This is a genomic window from Paraflavitalea sp. (genome assembly GCF_059502485.1).
The window spans coordinates 399,723-417,405 of the sequence record NZ_JCACET010000004.1 but is presented as its reverse complement, the minus strand read 5'-3'; the positions used below and the strand labels follow the sequence as shown (position 1 = coordinate 417,405).

The following is a 17,683-nucleotide window of genomic DNA, read 5'->3' as shown; positions in this document are numbered from 1 at the left end:
TTGAGGGCGACCCACCCTTCGAGAAGTTTATTTATATAAATCACCATTGAGGTATTTCAATCCGGAGTCAACAGCTATTGTGACAATGTTTTTGCCTGGCCCTATAATTCTTGCGCGTTGTATGGCAGCCCATACATTGGCGCCTGTAGTAGTGCCTGCGAATATTCCTTCCACGCGCGCCAGTTTCCGGGCGGTTTCGAAGGCATCTGCGTCGGTAACGGGTATGATCTCATCGGCAAGGTCGAGGCGGCAAATAGCGGGTACGAATCCTGACCCGATCCCTTCGAGGCGATGTGTGCCGGAAATATCGCCGCCAGATAAAGCCCGTACATTATATGGCTCGATGGCAATACACCTCACGCCGGGCACTTCCTGCTTGAAGATCTCGGCATTGCCAGAGAAACTGCCACTGGTTCCCACGCCCGTGATAAACTCATGGATATTTTTACCCAGCACGCCAATGATCTCACGGGCCATCTCATGATAAGCGCTGCGGTTATCGACGTTATTGAATTGGTTGGTCCAGAAAGTATTGGGTTGCTTGCTCAATTCCCTTGCGCGGGCAATCATAGCGTCGATAAGCCCGGCGGATATTTTACCGTTGACGCTGGGCACCAATTCAAGGTGGGCCCCAAATGCCCTCATCGTTTGTAATTTTTCGTGGGAGAATGCATCTGAAGAAACAAAGTGGGCTTTGTAGCCTCTATTAGCGCACACCATAGCCAGGGAACTGCCGGTGCTGCCACCCGTGTACTCCACCACCGATCCGCCGGGTGTAAGCTCTCCCCGCTTTTCGGCTCCTTCGATCATGGACAATGCCATCCGGTCTTTCATACTCCCGGTAGGATTGGCGCCTTCATATTTTACATAGATGTCGGCACTGCCCGGTTCGGACAATTTTTCCAGCCTGATCAAAGGGGTGTTTCCAATTGCTTGCATACATGGCTATTTGACTATGAAGTTAAGGTACCGGGGCACGCTCACAAAAAGAAACAGGGTGTACCCTGATTAGGATACACCCTGTTGTATGATATGTGGATTTATTAGAAAGTATATCTGAATCCTAACTGGAATTGGTAAGGGTCGCCGGAAGGCGTTACAACACCCGCTGTGTTCACACCATAATTGAAACGCTGGTTGGCTTTGTCGAAACCTTTGCTGGCATATAATGCCTGCGTGCCGAGGTTCTTGAAGTTACCCGCTGTTTTATCAATCAGGTTAGCTACGTTGAACAGGTCGGCAGAGATCTCCAGGCCATGCTGCTTATTTTTCGAGAAGAATATTTTCTTGCTGATGCGCAAATCGAAAATACCATAGAAGCCATTCTCACCACCGTTCCTTTCAGCAATCTTACCGGAATACTTGGTGATATAATCCTTGATGCTCTGGCTGGCGTTCGGGTTATCGAGGATGGCTTGCAAACCGTTCTTCACATCCTGCGGGGTAGCACCGCCTTTCATATCGAAGATATAAGCGAGGTCGTTTTGTCCTGCTACGAAATCAGCATTGCTGTTCACACCAGACAGGAGGCTGTAACGTGTGCCACCAATTCCTGAATAACGCACACCCACGTTGATACCCCAGAAGGTGGGAGAAGTTCCGTAGAATACTACTTTGTGACGGAACTGGTTGTCGGAATAAGTGACAACACCTGTATTCCTTGGATCATCTTTTACCGGTAAAGATAAAGTTGAGCTATTGGCTACGTTACCGTTGAAGGAGATATTGTCTTTGGCATCATTCCAGGTATAGCTCACTGAAATTTCACCATCTTTATAATACTGCCAGGATCCATCTACCACTACAGCAAACTGGTTCACTTTTCCGAAGCTGTTCAGCTCCAGTACCCGACCCAGCTTGTTGCTGATACGTCCCTGCTGCCAGTCGCCATTACCGCTGGCAGGCATAGATGCGAGGGGTACAAAAACGCCTCTGTTGTCTTCATTGGGTAATGTGAAGAAAGGTGTTTTGGCCATGTTCCTGTCAAGGTACAGGTAATTGTTCCTGCCCAATGTCATGAATCCGGTAACACCTACTTTCAACCTTTCAGTAATGAAACGTGAATAAGATATGTTGGCTTTGTATACAACAGGGATCTTTACGTCAGGTCCATTGGTATTGATGGTAGGTATTTGAAATGCTGCCAATGTAGGTGCAGTAGCAGGGTTGGCACGATATCCGGGGAAATCGACCGCCGGAATGTTCGGGCTTCTTACATCAACGGTTGCATAATGCTTGCCATCAAATACGAGGTTATTGATGACCATGTAGTTGTTGATATCTGAAGCAAATACACCAGCACCTATACGGATATAATCAGTGTGCTTTTCATTCACATCCCAGGTAAGCTGGAAACGGGGTTGTACAATGAAGGACTGCAGCTTGTTGTCTGTACGAAGACCCAGTTCATCATACACCAGTTGGTTGAATGGAGAAGTAGGGTAATGAGCATAATCGAGGCGAAGGCCTAAAGTAACATCCATGCCTTTACCCAGCTTTGTTTGCATTTGACCATAAGCACCCAGGTTGTAGATATTTGACACTACACTTGGATCGGCCATTAAAGGAACTTCCCTGAAGTAACGATAGGGCTTATTGTTGAGGAAGTTGATAATGCTATCGTAATGGAAGCGACCATTCACCTCACTGCCATATACTGATTTTGCGCGCGTATACATGAAGTCAACGCCAAATGTATACTTGATCGTGTTGGTGTTGTAATACAGGTTATTCACCAGTTGAAATACATTGTTCCTGAACCACTCCTGCGCAAAGCGGTGTCCTCCGATCTGTACGTTCGTTGAACGGTTAGCCCCTCCTACATTGGATATTACACGCTCAACAACCGCCCGCGGTATATTTTGAGAAGGCAAGGCATCGCCCGGCTCACTGCTTTGGTAAGTATATAAATGTTGAACCTTCAGCTCATTGGTCAATCTTGAATTGATGGAAGAGCGAAGCGTCACCAGAAAGCTGTTATCCGTGTTGAAGTCATTACCAGTTGACTCATACAAGTTGATAGCTGTATTATCTACCAGCCCCAGCTTGTTAACGTCGTTGGTGAAGTTGTTGCGGATAGTAAGCAGGTTTTTCCTGTTGATCTGCCAGTCGAGGCGCAGGAAGGCTGCATCTGAATTACGCTTTTTATCAAACGATCCGTACTGTGGTTGTATTTTTGATACGCCGTATTGATTGCGTGCAATCTTCACTACGGAATCAAGGATCACCTTGGTAATGTTAAACCGGTTTTCATCTACTGCAGACTGAACGTCGGCTATCACGAGTGAACGCAAGTCCTGCTGATGATCCCAGGCCAGGAAGAAATGCAACTTGTCCTTGATGATGGGGCCGCCCAGTGAAAATCCATATTGATAAGTAGAATAGTCGTTGTTCCTTTTGTTACCACGGATATCATAGGGGCTCGACAACCAGTTGGCGCGACCGAAACCAAACACAGAGCCAGTCAGCGTGTTGGTGCCGGATTTGGTAACGGCACTTACTGTGCCACCACCGCTACGGCCATAAGTGACATCATATTGATTCGTTACTACTTTAAACTCACGTACTGCTTCGATGGAAATGCTATAAGGAGCGCCACTACGGCTGGTGGTTGCACCGGCAGAAGTAGGATTCTTGGCGTTCATACCGTCGATGGTATAGTTGGTAGAAGATCCCAACTGACCAGAGAGGTTTCCGCCACGGCTCAAAGGAGACAGGTCCATCAGGTTGGAAAAGTTGCGTCCGTTAATAGGCATCCGTGTCATTAAGCGGGAAGAGATCGCAGTGGCAGCACCGATGTTTTCAATCTTTGCTTTGGTGCGATTGGCAGCAGCTGTGACAGTTACTGCACTGATCTCTGTGGCTGAATTACTCAACTCAAAGTTAACAGTCACCACATCACCCTGACTGAGGTTGAAGCCTGGCTTCTTTTGTGCGGCATAGCCAACAAAGCTGGCCTGTACATAATAAGGGCCACCCAGTGGAAGCTCTTTGAATACATAATCACCTTTGGCGTTGGTGAGTGTAGTTACTGTAAAACCAGTGGATTCATTCTTGATGAGAATAGTAGCATTCGCTAAAGGCTTTTTCTCTGTGTCTGTTATTTTTCCGGTGAAGGAGGCCTGTGTAGTTTGGGACCAGGCGTTAGAGGAAAAAAAGATAAGGCTCAGCACTAACGTGCATGCAAATAGTAGTTGTTTTGGCATTTTCCCGTATTTGCGGGCAAAAGTAACAGCACAGTGTTTCCTGAATGTTAATTATAAAACAACATATCGCTTCTTTTCCTGACTACATACGGAATGTTAAAACACCCCGCCCGGGAAATATTGGCAAGTGCACGGGAAATACTGTCATTTACAAGCGCATGCGGTAATCCTACTTTTGTTCTGTAATCAGTACGCAACATTCAGCAGCACTGTCTTACAAAACAAGTTTTACTATTAATACTAAACAACAAGCAGTCATCATGAAAAAGTTACTCAGCATCCTGCTCTTACTTACGAGCATTATCACACAAGCAACCGCTCAATCGACCGAAGTGCGGAAAAAAGAATATAACCTTGAAAAAGCAGAACTGGCTATCCAGGGTTATGATCCGGTAGCTTACTTCGCTAGTAATAAAGCCATTGAAGGGAAAAAAGATATAGCTACTGTGTACAATGGTGTTACCTATCAGTTTGCAAGCACGCAAAACAGGGATGCCTTCAAGGCTAATCCTGCAAAATATGAACCACAATATGGTGGCTGGTGTGCGTATGCCATGGGGACTAAAGGAGAGAAGGTAGAAATCGATCCTGAAACCTTCAAGGTCATTGATGGTAAACTATTCCTGTTTTATAACAAGTACTTCAACAACACGCTCAAAAGCTGGAACAAGGACGAAGCCAACCTGCATACGCATGCAGATAAGAACTGGATGAAATTCGTACATTAATACAGCCAATCTATTTAACCTGGAAAAACAACGATCATGACAACACAGGCAAAAAACATACTTTGCTGGGTACTGAAACTGATAGCAGCCATCATCATGCTGCAAACCCTGTTCTTTAAATTCTCTGCCGCCCCGGAATCTGTTTACATATTTACTACGCTGGGCATGGAGCCCTGGGGTCGCATTGGAATCGGCGTATTGGAATTGATCGCCTCTTTACTTATTCTTTATCCCCGCACTACAGCTTTTGGCGCCGTACTGGGCGTAGGACTTATGGCCGGCGCTATATTCTTCCACCTTACGAAGTTGGGCATCGAGGTACAAGGCGATGGCGGGCAGTTATTCATCTATGCAGCGCTGGTATTGGTGAGCAGTCTGATACTGGCCATCGTATACAGGCATCAAATCCTTAACCTGGTTTTCAAATCAACAGCATCAACAAGATAGACGTTCAGGCAGGCACTCAACCAGGAAGTAACGACGGCCTCTATGCATGCATAGGGGCTGTTGACATTTATCGCATTGCCGGGAGAAATTTTATCCTTGAACCAACGTAACAATGACAAACGACGTAAATTGCTTAACCGCCCCCATATCCTTTGGTAAGCTCCACTACGGTAAGTATAATTTAATCCGGGGAGATACAACGAAACCAGGAAAATATCCGTCATAAGAGTCTTAACTACCTGACAGTTATACTATTATTTAACATTTTATTTCATGATACAGGTAGCAGGCAAGGCGCCATATTATAAAAAAACAGTATCTTGAAAAAAGCGGGATTATTTTCAACCAACGACAGCGCATTCAAGTTATTAAGGGAACAGTCTAAAAATATAAAACACATGAAAAATAGCGTTTGGGTATTATTGATGTTATTTGCCGCCCCGGTTTTTGCACAGAAGACAGTAACTGAAGACTTCCAAAAGATCAACACCGTGCCGGATGCACAAAAATATATAGATGCCCATCCGGAACTAAAGCCGACCATACTCAAGCTTTCCGTAGGAAAAGATACCTCTCTCATTGACAAACGTTTACTGCGTCAAAAGAAAGGGGATGTATTTTCTGTAGGGTATGTTACTTATAAAGTGGTAGAGGCCACAGAGTCAATTCAATACCGCTCTCAATACATTTTCCTCGATGGCGGTTCATTAACTCCTTCCCAGGTAGATAGCCTCAAGAAGATCATTGTACAAAAAGCCAATGCGGGCGCTTCCTTTGACAAATTATCCGATGAGTATACCATGGATGGCAATACCACTAAAGGCGATACTGATTGGTTTTTCGGCGAACTGATGTTCCCCAAAGAGTTCCAAGATGCGGTATCCAAGCACGCTAAAGGAGAGATCTTCTTTGTAGATGTAACAGAGAAACAATGGCACTACATTATTAAAAAGACTTACGATGACGCGGTGAAGAAAGACATTGTGGTGCTGCGTGCAAATGGTCGATAGGCTGGATTAAAATTGAATTAAACAAGTAGCTATAAAAAGAGTAAGGCGCCTTCCCGGGAAGGCGCCTTATTCTTTTCAGGAACACTGTTCCTCCTTATTAAACTCTTATAGTGGTTGGATGTAAGCGATTCTGATTCCGTTAAAGCAATCATCCATACAACCATTGTTCACGTATCCGCAGGAAGAGATCATCCCGTTATTCTTTGTTTCAAAATACACATCTGCGCCCTCCCTTTTGATCAACCATTCGGTTCTCGCCTTTTCATAGACCTCGTCGAGGGTCATTGCCTTTGCAGCCATTTCTGTATGTGTATTGATCTCATTTTCATTCTCCGTCCACGCCATTTGATCGGGCGGAATGGGAACCGGGCTGGGGTTGCCCTGACGAGGCAACAGCAATTGATAAGAACGCTGGGTTACTTTCCCATTTGTAACAGTGATAATGGTTTCCGTGCCAAAGCCAGTCCAGGAGCCAAAGGTGACCATATATCTATATGAATCGCCCGAGGATTGTTTGAATGCCTGCCACTCGTGGTAGCTTTTCTCGAATTCATTTTCATGATTGAGTGTGTCTTTTTTGCAGGATACAAACAAGGTACTTATTAAAAGCAGGGCAGAAAGGAAGGCGGAATGTTTCATAAATGTACACGGGTATATTTTTGCGTTACCTATTTACGAGCTGACAAAAGGTTTTAACAGGACGTTGCATGATTATTGACAACTGCTTAGCTCAACCTAATTTTCAGATACTTGCAAATTCAAATCATCCCTGACATTGCCATCAATAAATTTTAAGAATTAAGTGCACTAAAATGCACTTTCCAATTCCCCAACGTTACTTTCACACTTTTCAACCCATAAAGTGCTTTTTAATGCACTTTTTAATTTATTTTGATTATAAAACCATATTTTTGCATAAAAAAAGGCACTTTAATGCACTCTAACAATATTATAAAGACGGTGAAATTGAGGCGTGAGTCCCTAAGTGTGACACAAGAGATGCTATCACAACTCTCCGGGGTTGCACTGAGAACTTTGAAACAATTTGAAAGTGGTAAGGGCAATCCAACCTTGCAAACACTTCAAAAGCTTGGTGATGCGCTTGGCCTGGAGGTAACAGTAATCATTAAAAATAGCAAGATTAATCAATGAGAGCTGCTAAGATCTTTTTTAAAGGGCAAGAGGCCGGCGTCTTGACACAGCAGGATGACGGAACTTTCACATTCCAGTATAACTCATCATGGGTAGATGATAACAGCAAGCCAGCGATCAGTCTTACATTGCCGAAGATCGTCGCACCGTACCATTCTCCTTACCTATTCCCCTTCTTTTACAATATGCTGCCAGAAGGAGCCAATAAACAGGTCGTCTGTCAACTTAACCGATTAGATAAAACCGATTATTTCGGATTACTACTGACGACTGCAAAAACGGATACCATCGGTGCAGTTACCGTGTCAAAAATCGACTAATATGAGTTTACCAGATATTCAATACTGTCCAGGTACGCTGGCCCCCGGTCATGCTACCTATAGCCGAACGGCTCTCGTCAGAGTCTTCATGGGCCGAAAGGTCAGTCATATTCTTCCATACGATTCACCTTCAACGAATGAAGCGACAGATGAACTATTTGACGAAAATAGAAATCGTATGTCGATCTCTGGTGTACAGGAAAAATTCTCTGTTCTACTCGAGAAGAACAAACTTCGATTGATCAATAAGGGTGAGCGGGGAGGATATATCTTGAAACCGATTCCGTCTGCAGGTAGACGACCGGACCAGATGCCGGCAAATGAACATCTTACCATGCAAATTGCAAGACAGGTATATCAAATTGAAACAGCAGAGAATGCGCTGATCTTCTTCCAAAATGGGGCGCCTGCTTACATCACCAAACGTTTTGATGTCCAGGAAAATGGAATAAAGCTCGCGCAAGATGATTTTGCATCACTTGCGGGGCGGACACCTCAAACACATGGAGAACACTACAAATACCTCGGCAACTATCTTGAGTTGTTTCAGTTCATGCAAAAGTACGTCCCGGCTTATACAGTGGAAGCGCCCAAACTGCTGAAACTGCTTATTTTCAACTATCTATTCTCAAATGGCGATGCACATTTCAAGAATTTTTCTCTCCTGGAAACACCAATGGGGGATTACCGCCTAAGCCCTGCCTATGACCTGCTTAACAGTCGAATCCATATTAAGGACAAGGATTTCGCGTTAGAAGATGGTTTATTGCCGAAAAATCTCGCACAGGGGAGAATTATGCATCAGTTCTCTGTACTTGCCCATGAAGCAGCCATTTCTCCGAAAACCGTAGATGATATTGGGCGACTTATGCTTGCTAAATCGGACAAGGTAAATGAGTTGATATTTTCATCCTACCTTGATGAAACTACTAAACGGTATTATTGGCAATCATATCAAGGCAGATTCAAACAATTAGAAAAGACATAGTTATCGTTACCACAGAGAAAACGCTTTGATTTATTTGCCAATGCAGAATTTACTGAATATATAATCCAATTGATCTTCTGTAGTGATCTCGCCAGTGATCTCGCCCAGGTAGTGTAAACAACGGCGAATATCTAACGCCAACAGATCTCCCGGAATGAGGTTGTCGAGGCCATCGTTGATATCCTGTAATGATTTGGCAACTTCCTGTAAGGCGTGGTAATGGCGGGCATTGGTGACTACGGTGTCTTCTGTTTGTAGTTTACCTTGTAAGACCATATCTACCAGCCGTTCTTTTAATACTTCTACATGCTGGTTTTCTTTAGCAGCAATGAACAGTATAGTGGCTCTGCTGTCGAATGAATTGCGGATGGTATCATTAGACAAATCGGATTTGTTGCCTACCAACAGGTAACGGATATTTTGTTGATCAAGGTCTCTTTTCACGGCTTCCAGTTCGGGTACCGTGGTACTGTTCACATCAAACAAGTAGAGTACCACATCGGCCTGCTTCATTTTGGCCAGGCTACGCTCCACGCCAATGCTCTCGATAATATCGCTTGTATGTTCCCGGATGCCGGCGGTATCTACCAGCCTGAACAGGATGCCATCGATATTCAACACTTCTTCGATCGTATCGCGGGTAGTGCCGGCAATATCGCTTACAATGGCACGGTTCTCATTGAGCAGCGCATTCAGTAAGGTAGACTTACCCGCATTGGGTTTTCCCACAATGGCTACCTGCACACCGTGTTTGATCACATTGCCCAACTTGAACGAGTGTAACAGGCGCTCTACAGCTCCCTTCGCTTCCCTGATGAGTACATACAATCTTGAACGGTCTGCGAACTCCACATCTTCCTGCGAGAAATCCAACTCTAACTCAATAAGTGCCGAAAACGATATTAGCTGGTCTCGTAACTGTTTCAGCACATCTGAAAATCCGCCGCGTATATTGTGCAATGCTGCTTTGCGTGAGGCTTCGGTATTACTGGCTATCAGGTCAGCCACTGCCTCTGCCTGGGTAAGATCAAGCTTGCCTTGTAAGAAAGCGCGCTGGGTAAATTCACCCGGCTTTGCCAGCCGTGCGCCGAGATGTACACAGGCCTGTATCACCTGCTGTTGTACATAGGGAGAACCATGGCAGGATACTTCTATTACATCTTCACCCGTATATGATTTAGGGCCTTTAAATAAGGATACCACTACTTCATCCAACACTGTAGCGCCTTCTTTCAGGTAGCCCACATGGATGGTATGCGAAGGTTGCTGCAATAAGTCTTTGGAAGGGAATAACTGGTTAATGATCTCAAATGCCTTGCTGCCGCTGATGCGTATCACTCCTATTGCTCCAATCCCTGGCGGTGTGGCCAGGGCAACAATCGTATCATCCCATCCCAAAAGCTTTGCCATACTTCGTATTTATAATTGTTCAAAAGGCTTCGACAAGCTCAGTCCCGCAAAGCGGGATAAACTCTGACAAAAGCCACACAAAAATAGCATACTGGCCTCAAACGCAACAGCCCCGCCTTTTCGGGCGGGGCTGTTCAACGCTAAAATCAGCTTCCGGGGTAACGGATAACCAAAACATACTATTTTAATCCTGACTCAACTGGAATACGATAGGCTGGCGCTTGTAGGCCTTTACACGCCTTCCATTTTGAATGGCAGGTTCCCATTTACCACTCTTCTTGATCACTTTAACGGCAGCATCCCACAATTCTTTGGGACCACCTACGGCCTCTACGTTACTTACATTGCCCAAAGTGTCTACCACAAACATAATCTCTACCTTGCCCTGTATTTCATTGTCGATGGCTTCCTGGGGGTAGTTATTGGCCAGGTTCTTATTCAGGAACCTTGCCCATGCCGGAAGGCCGCCGGGGTATTTGGCATCGATCTCTACTTTGGTAAAGATCTCTGGTTCTTCTTCTTTTTTCTTTTCGATCAGAACAATTCCTTTACCGGCAGCATCGTCTGAAGGAGGCGCAACAACACCATCATCTTTGTTTCCTTCTACATTCGCTGTTCCGATCTTTACATCTGCGAGGTCATCCACGGCAGGGGGCTGCTCATCAGGTTTTACCTGTTCATCCGGAGCAATTTTGGGGACAGTGTACTGGATCGTTTCGATCTGCTGTGGAGGTGGCTGTTTGAGCGGTGGTGGTGGCTCCACTGGCGGTTCTTCCTGATCAAGCAACGTCAACTCGGCGTCGGGAGGAATGATAATCTCCTGGGCAACCCGATCTTTCCCCGCATTCGCGAAAATGTAGCCGCCAATCAGCAGCAGCAAGATCGACAGCATAACGGAGAGGGATGTGAGTAAACGGCGTTTGTAGGTCTTACGAAGGTCGTAAGCGCCGTAAGTCTTATTGCGACCCTCGAATATAATATCGAGGACGTCGGCAGTCATGATCTTTGATATCTCCATGGCAATTATTTTTTATTTAGATGCCCTGGAAAATCGTTTCCACAGATCTTTATTTTTTTGTGGAACGTGTGCATTATGCTTCGCTACGCATCACCGGCTATACACTAAGGGTATGGGTTATTGTTATATCGACAGGCGCTAACAGACATAAAAAAATCCTCTCCGGAACCGGAGAGGATTTTACAATCATTTATCTGGCTTAAATTAACCTTCAGTTTCCAAACGGAATACGATAGGCTGCTTCTTGTAGGATTTAACCTGGCGGCCGTTTTGAACGGCAGGTGTCCATTTACCACTTTTCTTGATTACCCGTACTGCTTCGGAACGTAATTCTTCAGGTCCGCTGATCGCTTCTACATCACTCACGTTTCCTTCTTTATCCACGATGAACTGGATCACTACAGTACCTTGAACTTCGTTGTCGATAGCGTCTTGCGGATAGCGAAGCGTTTTGTTGAGGTAACGCTGCCATGCTGCAGAACCACCGGGGTATTCAGATTCGATCTCCACTTTGGTGAAAGTCTTATCCCAGTCTTCTTCTACTTTCTTGGGAGCTTCTACCACACCTTTACCGGCATCTTCCACCGGAGGAGCAACGATACCTTCATCTTTCACACCTTCCTGGTTTACGGTACCGATCTTGGTTTCCTCCAGCTTTTCTACTTCTGGTGGTTTTTCTTCTTCCTTCACCTCTTCATCTTTTACGATCTTGGGAGGGGTGAATTTAGCCATTTCCACTTTGGGAGGCTCTGGTGGTTTTGGTGGCGGTGGAGGAGGTGGTTCTTCTTTTTTCTCTTCTTGTTTGATCTCCTCCAACTGCACGTCCTGGACTACCATGTCCTGTTTTGAGTCGTCTTTATCGAACAGCGTTGACAGTATATAACCGCCAAACGACAGCAGGATAACAGACGCAGTTACAATAAGGGCCGTCATCAGGCGCCTATTGTAGGTTTTGCGCAGTTGATAAGCACCGTAGTCCTTGTTTCTTCCTTCGAAGATAATATCAAGAACATCAGCGCTTAATATTTTATTGATTTCCATACGTGTGCTTTGTTATAAGATGCATTGCAACTAAGATTCCATATGCCTTTTGGCAATAATTTTAACGATTACTTCCCGGAAGCCTTAACTAACTGAAGCTCAACGTCAAATATATCTACCAGGGCATAGCGTTTTACCTCATTGATGGTCATTTCATCCAAGATATCAACCGTGTTCTTGTAGGTTGCATCAGGAGTTGGCTTGATCACCACCACGAAATCTTCCGGATTGGTCGTTTTCTTTTTGTTGATGATGATGTCCCTGATTTCCTTGAAACCGGTGTTCTTGAAGTTGTTACCATCGGGTGCCAGTTCCCCTTCGTAATAGAAGATGGAATTGTCCTTGGCCAGGATAAGGGTCAAAGCGCCAGAGGCTTTTACCTTATTTTGCTCTTCGGGCTTCTCCGTATCCTTGGGCAGGAAAAGCCTCATAGCTGTAGGCTGGCTCATGGTAGTGGTGAAGATAAAGAACGTGATGAGCAGGAATCCCAAGTCCACCATCGGCGTCAGGTCAACGCGGGTAGAAAGCTTTTTCCCTTTCTTTACACCAGGTCCTTTTTTATGTCCACCCCCACCAGAGGTATCCATTTCTGCCATATCGCAATTTTTTTAGGATTAGAAACTTTGTTTACTCGTCTGTCGCTTTACCACCGGTGGCCTGGTTCTTCTTGAACAACTCTGTTCCAGGAGGCACACCTTCGGGGTCCGTGATCATGGAGAACTTAAATATCTCATTCTTTTTCAGGGCATCGATGATCCCCTTGAAAGAAGGATATTTAGCGTCATTATCACCCTTAACCAGCAGGGTCATTTTTTTACCCTGAAAAGCAGTAGCAGCAGCCCTCATCCATTCCACCATTTCATTGTTGGCGCTATCGACAGGGATACCATCGGCTTTGTAATTTTTGATCTGGTCGGGAGTCAAGTTAAGGTACGATTTTAACTTGGAAAACGGTACACCGATAAAAGATCCCGTCTTTCTGAAAGCGGCTTTTTCCTGGGCTGAAAGGCTTAAGCTCTTCAGTTGGTCAACCAGGTCAATTACCTCTGCTTTCTCGTCGGGGTTTTCGTCAGATACCTGAAAATATACCTTACCTTCTTTGTCCATGGTTATCAACACCACGTTTTTAGCTTCTACAGCCTTGGTAGACACTGACTTAGGTGTTGTCACGTCCAGCACATCCGGGGCCTTGAACTTCGTGGTGAGGATGAAGAACGACAGCAACAAGAAGGCCACGTCGCACATCGCCGTCATGTCAACCGAGGTACTTTTCCGAGGTACTTTAACTTTTGGCATGATTTAAAATTTCGTTTTTCTAACAATGAGATGCTTACTCAGCCAATTTCCATATTTACCTGTCGCAGCCTTGCCGGTTTTGCCTTTATAGCCTTAACCAGGCAACATGACCAACCGGGCCAGGACGGATAAACTGGTCTTTCCTCCACTATTTGTACAGTGAAGCAAAGCTTTGTGTTAAAGTAAAACCAGACTCATCGATACCATAAGTGATAGAATCGATCTTAGTGGTAAAGATGTTATAGAAGATGATCGCAAAAGCTGAAGTACCGATACCCAGGGCTGTGTTGTACAGGGCCTCAGAGATACCACGAGACAGTTCAGCAGCAGCAGCACCACCACCTTCTTCACCAAGGGCAGAGAATGAAGTGATCATACCCAATACCGTACCCAACAGACCCAACAGGGTAGCTACTGATGCGATAGTAGACAGGAACACCAGGTTCTTTTCCAACATAGGCAGCTCAAGCGCAGTAGCTTCTTCTACCTCTTTCTGAATAGAGAGAACTTTTTGTTCAGTATCCAGTTCAGTGTTGGAAATCATTTCTTTGTACTTGCGCAGACCAGCTTTCATTACATTACCTACGCTACCTTTTTGTTTGTCGCACTCAGAAATAGCCTGATCTACATTCTTATTAGCCAGGTGATATTGTACTTTGCGGATAAACTCAGCGATATTACCAGTACCGGTTGCTTTTTGGATAGTCAGCAAACGCTCGATGATAAAAGTGATCGCAGTAAGGAAAGTAGCGATCAGCAACGGTACGATGATCCCTCCTTCATACATTTTAATTAATCCACCCTTTGGACCTTTGTGCTTGGGCCAGAAGCCACCAGCAGCATCGGGTTGTTCAAAATTACCTGCAGCGCCCAGACCAAACCTCCAGATCAGATAACCAGCAAGTATACAAACTACTGGCGCAATCCACGAAATCGCATTGCTACTCTTCTTCGGTTGAACAGATGTACTACTCTTCGCGGCGGGCGCAGTTGGTTTTGTTTCAGCCATGATTGTGTTTTTTTAGTGTTTGAAAAAATTAGTCTATCTGTAGTTTAAAAATTAGCTCACAATGCTAATGAAAAATGCTTTTCCACAGGCGATTTTGATCAATAAAAATTTTTGACAGGGTTCACAAGATAAGGAATTTCCTATATGGAGGCGCTAAAAATAGGCGATTTGATTGAATAAAATCGCAGCGAATGTAGAATTAATTTAAAAACAAAACATTCATACTTAGCGCTTTTAATGCTTCGCTAATCTGCCTGCAATAAGCATTTTGCTACCGGTCATCATCAACATAAATCAAATGGCCTTACTGACAAACGGTAGTTTCAAACCTATCAACCAGCCTTACCTGCATACCGGTTTCAGCCTCATCTGAAAGTTGGTGCCATCCTTGCGTTTTAACCATTGGTATAATCCTGCCATATCCTTTGAACCCCTTTTCCTTATCTTCATCCATTAAATAAAAATTAACATGGAGAATCCCCTCAGTCTGAGAAAATCTATTTTTCTGATTGTGGCTGCCGGTAGTTTGGTAACCTCTGTCTCTGCTCAAAACAGAAGACCAACAGCACCTGTAACTACCGATACCACTAAACCCCGTACCGTTATTGCCCCCCCTTCCCTTCCCAAGCCAGGCCCAAAGCCTTACAAAGAAATTATCACCGATAAAGCTATTAGCCGTCCCGGTCTTTTCGCCGTTCATAAAGTAGACGACAAATGGTTTTTCGAGATTGGCGACTCTGTACTTGGAAGGGATATCCTTGTTGTGAACCGCATATCCAAAGCCCCTGCAGATACCCGTTCCGGCTTCTTTGGATACGCCGGCGATGAGATCAATGAAAACGTGATCCGCTTCGAAAAAGGCCCTAATAACAAGATATTCCTGCGCAACATTTCTTTCAGTGTTTATGCCAAGGATTCTACCAAGCCGATGTATAAAACGGTCCAAAATTCCAACATTCAACCCATCGCTGCCGCCTTCGATATAAAGGCTTTTTCTAAAGACAGCGCAGGTTCTGTGATCGAATTGACCGATTATATCAGCGGAGACAACGACATCTTTTTCTTCGCTCCTTTCTTTAAATCAGCGCTTCGCGTTGGTGGATTGCAACCCGATAAGTCTTACATCGTAGACATCAAGAGCTACCCCATCAACACTGAAATTAAAACGGTAAAGACCTACAGTAAGATGTCGGCTCCCTCTCCTATTCCGGGGTTGATGCCTTCCGGCCCTACCGGTAATGCCACCTTCGAATTGAACACTTCCATTCTGTTACTTCCCAAGGTTCCTATGCGTCCCAGATACTATGATGACAGGGTTGCATATTTTACCACCGAATACACAGATTTTGATGCAGATCCGCAAGGCGTTAAGGACATCAGCATGATCACACGTTGGAAATTGGAGGTAAAACCCGAGGATATGGAGAAGTTCAAACGCGGTGAACTGGTGGAACCTGTAAAGCCTATTATATATTATATCGACCCGGCTACACCCGCCAAATGGGTTCCTTACCTGATCCAGGGTGTAAACGACTGGCAGAAGGCTTATGAGAAAGCCGGTTTCAAAAACGCCATCATGGCCAAGGTAGCCCCTACCAAGGCTGAAGACAGCACCTGGAGCCTGGAAGACGCCCGCTATTCAGCGATCGTTTACAAGCCTTCCGACATTCCTAATGCCAGCGGTCCGCACGTACACGACCCCCGCAGTGGTGAGATCCTTGAATCTCACATCAACTGGTACCACAATGTAATGCGCCTGCTGCGCGACTGGTACCTGATCCAGGCATCTCCCAGCGATCCCAAAGCCCGTAAGGCCCAGTTCGATGACGAACTGATGGGTCAGCTGATCCGTTTCGTGTCTTCTCATGAAGTTGGACATACCCTCGGTTTGCCCCACAACATGGGTTCTTCTGCCGGTACGCCTGTAGAGAAACTGCGCGACAAAGCCTGGGTGGAAGCCAATGGCCACACTGCTTCTATCATGGACTATGCCCGTTTCAACTACGTGGCTCAGCCTGAAGATAATATCGGTGCTGCTGGTTTATATCCCCGCATCGGTGAGTATGACCTGTGGTCTATCGAGTGGGGTTACAAACCCATCCTCGATAAAGATGCTGATGGCGAAAAGGCTGTACTCAACGAATGGGTAAAGAGCCGTTACAATAATCCCCGCCTCCGTTTCATCCATCAGAATGGTATCGACCCACGCGCTCAAACAGAGTCTTTGGGTGATAACAACATGAAGGCCAACGAGTATGGTATCAAGAACCTGAAATGGATGTTGCCCAAGCTTCCCAGCTGGCTCAACGAAAAGGGTGAAAACTTCGAGAACCTCGAAGAAGTATATAATGAGCTGATCGGTCAGTTCAGCCGCTACCTCGGTCATACAGCTACTTATGTAGGTGGTGTTTATACCGACTACAAGACTACTGATCAGTCCGGTGAAGTATATACTGTAGTGCCTAAAGCCCTGCAGAAAGAAGCGATGAGCTTCATCCAGAAGAACTATTTTGAAACACCTACCTGGTTGCTGGACAAGAGCATCCTGGATAAGATCTCTGCTCCTACTTCCGATCGCGTCAGCACGTTGCAAGACGGATGGCTGGGTACACTGTTGAACGCCGGCCGTATGCAGCGCCTGATCTCTTCTTCCAACAGGGATGCCAGTGCTTATCGTCTCGATGAGTTCATGGAAGACCTGAAGAAGGGTATCTGGGGTGAGCTGACTGCCCGCAAGCCCATCGACAACTATCGCCGTAACCTGCAGAAGGCTTATGTAGAAAGAATGGGCGCTATCGTGGCACCTGCTCCTGCATCTGCTTCCAGCCTTGGTGGTTTTGTAATCACCTTCGGTCCTGTAGTAGACCCCAAAAAGACAGATATCGTATCGGTAGCTAAAGGTGTGCTGCGTGCCCTGAAAGCTGAGATCGCTGCTGCTCTTCCTGCTTATACAGACAAGATGAGCCGTTATCACCTGCAAGACCTGAATGAGCGTATCGGTAAGATACTGGATCCTAAATAAGGAGAATGTCATTGCATATAAAGCGAGAGGCGGCACT

16 protein-coding genes are annotated in these 17,683 nt (G+C 45.4%); 7 read left to right on the top strand and 9 right to left on the bottom strand.

All coding sequences use genetic code 11. The features are described from left to right. Nucleotides 1–27 precede the first annotated feature (27 nt). The gene (locus AC5JBY_RS01785; RefSeq protein WP_495902823.1) at nt 28–939 is read right to left on the bottom strand and encodes a PLP-dependent cysteine synthase family protein; all 912 of its coding nucleotides are present in this window, start codon (nt 937–939) and stop codon (nt 28–30) included. Between the two features lie 104 nt (nt 940–1,043). After that, on the bottom strand, nt 1,044–4,205 hold the full coding sequence (locus AC5JBY_RS01780) for a TonB-dependent receptor (protein ID WP_495902822.1): 3,162 nt from the start codon (nt 4,203–4,205) through the stop codon (nt 1,044–1,046). Nucleotides 4,206–4,465: 260 nt separating this feature from the next. On the opposite strand from AC5JBY_RS01780, the gene AC5JBY_RS01775 reads away from it, so the two are divergent. From AC5JBY_RS01775 to AC5JBY_RS01765, 3 genes are all read left to right on the top strand, one after another. Next, nucleotides 4,466–4,933, top strand: a complete 468-nt coding sequence (locus AC5JBY_RS01775; RefSeq protein WP_495902821.1) for a YHS domain-containing (seleno)protein — start codon at nt 4,466–4,468, stop codon at nt 4,931–4,933. 36 nt (nt 4,934–4,969) lie between these two features. After that, on the top strand, nt 4,970–5,380 hold the full coding sequence (locus AC5JBY_RS01770) for a DoxX family protein (RefSeq protein WP_495902820.1): 411 nt from the start codon (nt 4,970–4,972) through the stop codon (nt 5,378–5,380). Nucleotides 5,381–5,778: 398 nt separating this feature from the next. Further along, complete coding sequence (locus AC5JBY_RS01765) at nt 5,779–6,390, top strand: peptidylprolyl isomerase (protein ID WP_495902819.1); 612 nt, start codon at nt 5,779–5,781, stop codon at nt 6,388–6,390. Between the two features lie 105 nt (nt 6,391–6,495). Here the strand turns inward: AC5JBY_RS01765 and AC5JBY_RS01760 are convergent, their stop codons facing one another. Beyond that, nucleotides 6,496–7,029, bottom strand: a complete 534-nt coding sequence (locus AC5JBY_RS01760; RefSeq protein ID WP_495902818.1) for a hypothetical protein — start codon at nt 7,027–7,029, stop codon at nt 6,496–6,498. Nucleotides 7,030–7,323: 294 nt separating this feature from the next. Between AC5JBY_RS01760 and AC5JBY_RS01755 the strand changes: the two genes are divergently transcribed. The 3 genes from AC5JBY_RS01755 to AC5JBY_RS01745 are packed head-to-tail and all read left to right on the top strand — an operon-like array spanning nt 7,324 to nt 8,850. Further along, on the top strand, nt 7,324–7,542 hold the full coding sequence (locus tag AC5JBY_RS01755; protein WP_495902817.1) for a helix-turn-helix domain-containing protein: 219 nt from the start codon (nt 7,324–7,326) through the stop codon (nt 7,540–7,542). Further along, a complete protein-coding gene (locus tag AC5JBY_RS01750; RefSeq protein ID WP_495902816.1) occupies nt 7,539–7,862 on the top strand; it encodes a HipA N-terminal domain-containing protein in 324 nt (107 codons plus the stop codon). The genes AC5JBY_RS01755 and AC5JBY_RS01750 overlap by 4 nt, the downstream gene beginning before the upstream one ends. Nucleotide 7,863: 1 nt before the next feature. Further along, nucleotides 7,864–8,850: a type II toxin-antitoxin system HipA family toxin gene (locus AC5JBY_RS01745; protein WP_495902815.1), complete on the top strand. Its 987-nt coding sequence runs from the start codon at nt 7,864–7,866 to the stop codon at nt 8,848–8,850. A 30-nt stretch (nt 8,851–8,880) separates the two neighbouring features. On the opposite strand, the gene mnmE is transcribed toward AC5JBY_RS01745, so the two are convergent. The 6 genes from mnmE to AC5JBY_RS01715 form a co-directional block, all read right to left on the bottom strand. Further along, nucleotides 8,881–10,260 carry a tRNA uridine-5-carboxymethylaminomethyl(34) synthesis GTPase MnmE gene (gene mnmE / locus AC5JBY_RS01740; RefSeq protein WP_495902814.1) on the bottom strand — a complete coding sequence of 460 codons (1,380 nt, stop codon included), beginning with the start codon at nt 10,258–10,260 and terminating at the stop codon, nt 8,881–8,883. A 184-nt stretch (nt 10,261–10,444) separates the two neighbouring features. After that, nucleotides 10,445–11,278 (bottom strand): energy transducer TonB, encoded by an 834-nt coding sequence (locus AC5JBY_RS01735; protein WP_495902813.1) that lies wholly within the window; start codon nt 11,276–11,278, stop codon nt 10,445–10,447. 204 nt (nt 11,279–11,482) lie between these two features. Continuing rightward, nucleotides 11,483–12,319, bottom strand: coding sequence for an energy transducer TonB (locus tag AC5JBY_RS01730; RefSeq protein WP_495902812.1), 837 nt, complete (start codon nt 12,317–12,319; stop codon nt 11,483–11,485). 68 nt (nt 12,320–12,387) lie between these two features. Continuing rightward, entirely contained in the window at nt 12,388–12,915 is a 528-nt protein-coding gene (locus AC5JBY_RS01725; RefSeq protein WP_495902811.1) for an ExbD/TolR family protein, read from the bottom strand. 31 nt (nt 12,916–12,946) lie between these two features. Beyond that, a complete protein-coding gene (locus AC5JBY_RS01720; protein WP_495902810.1) occupies nt 12,947–13,615 on the bottom strand; it encodes a biopolymer transporter ExbD in 669 nt (222 codons plus the stop codon). A 148-nt stretch (nt 13,616–13,763) separates the two neighbouring features. Beyond that, nucleotides 13,764–14,624: a MotA/TolQ/ExbB proton channel family protein gene (locus AC5JBY_RS01715; protein ID WP_495902809.1), complete on the bottom strand. Its 861-nt coding sequence runs from the start codon at nt 14,622–14,624 to the stop codon at nt 13,764–13,766. A gap of 469 nt (nt 14,625–15,093) precedes the next feature. Between AC5JBY_RS01715 and AC5JBY_RS01710 the strand changes: the two genes are divergently transcribed. Further along, nucleotides 15,094–17,646, top strand: a complete 2,553-nt coding sequence (locus tag AC5JBY_RS01710) for a zinc-dependent metalloprotease (protein ID WP_495902808.1) — start codon at nt 15,094–15,096, stop codon at nt 17,644–17,646. Nucleotides 17,647–17,683: the final 37 nt, after the last annotated feature.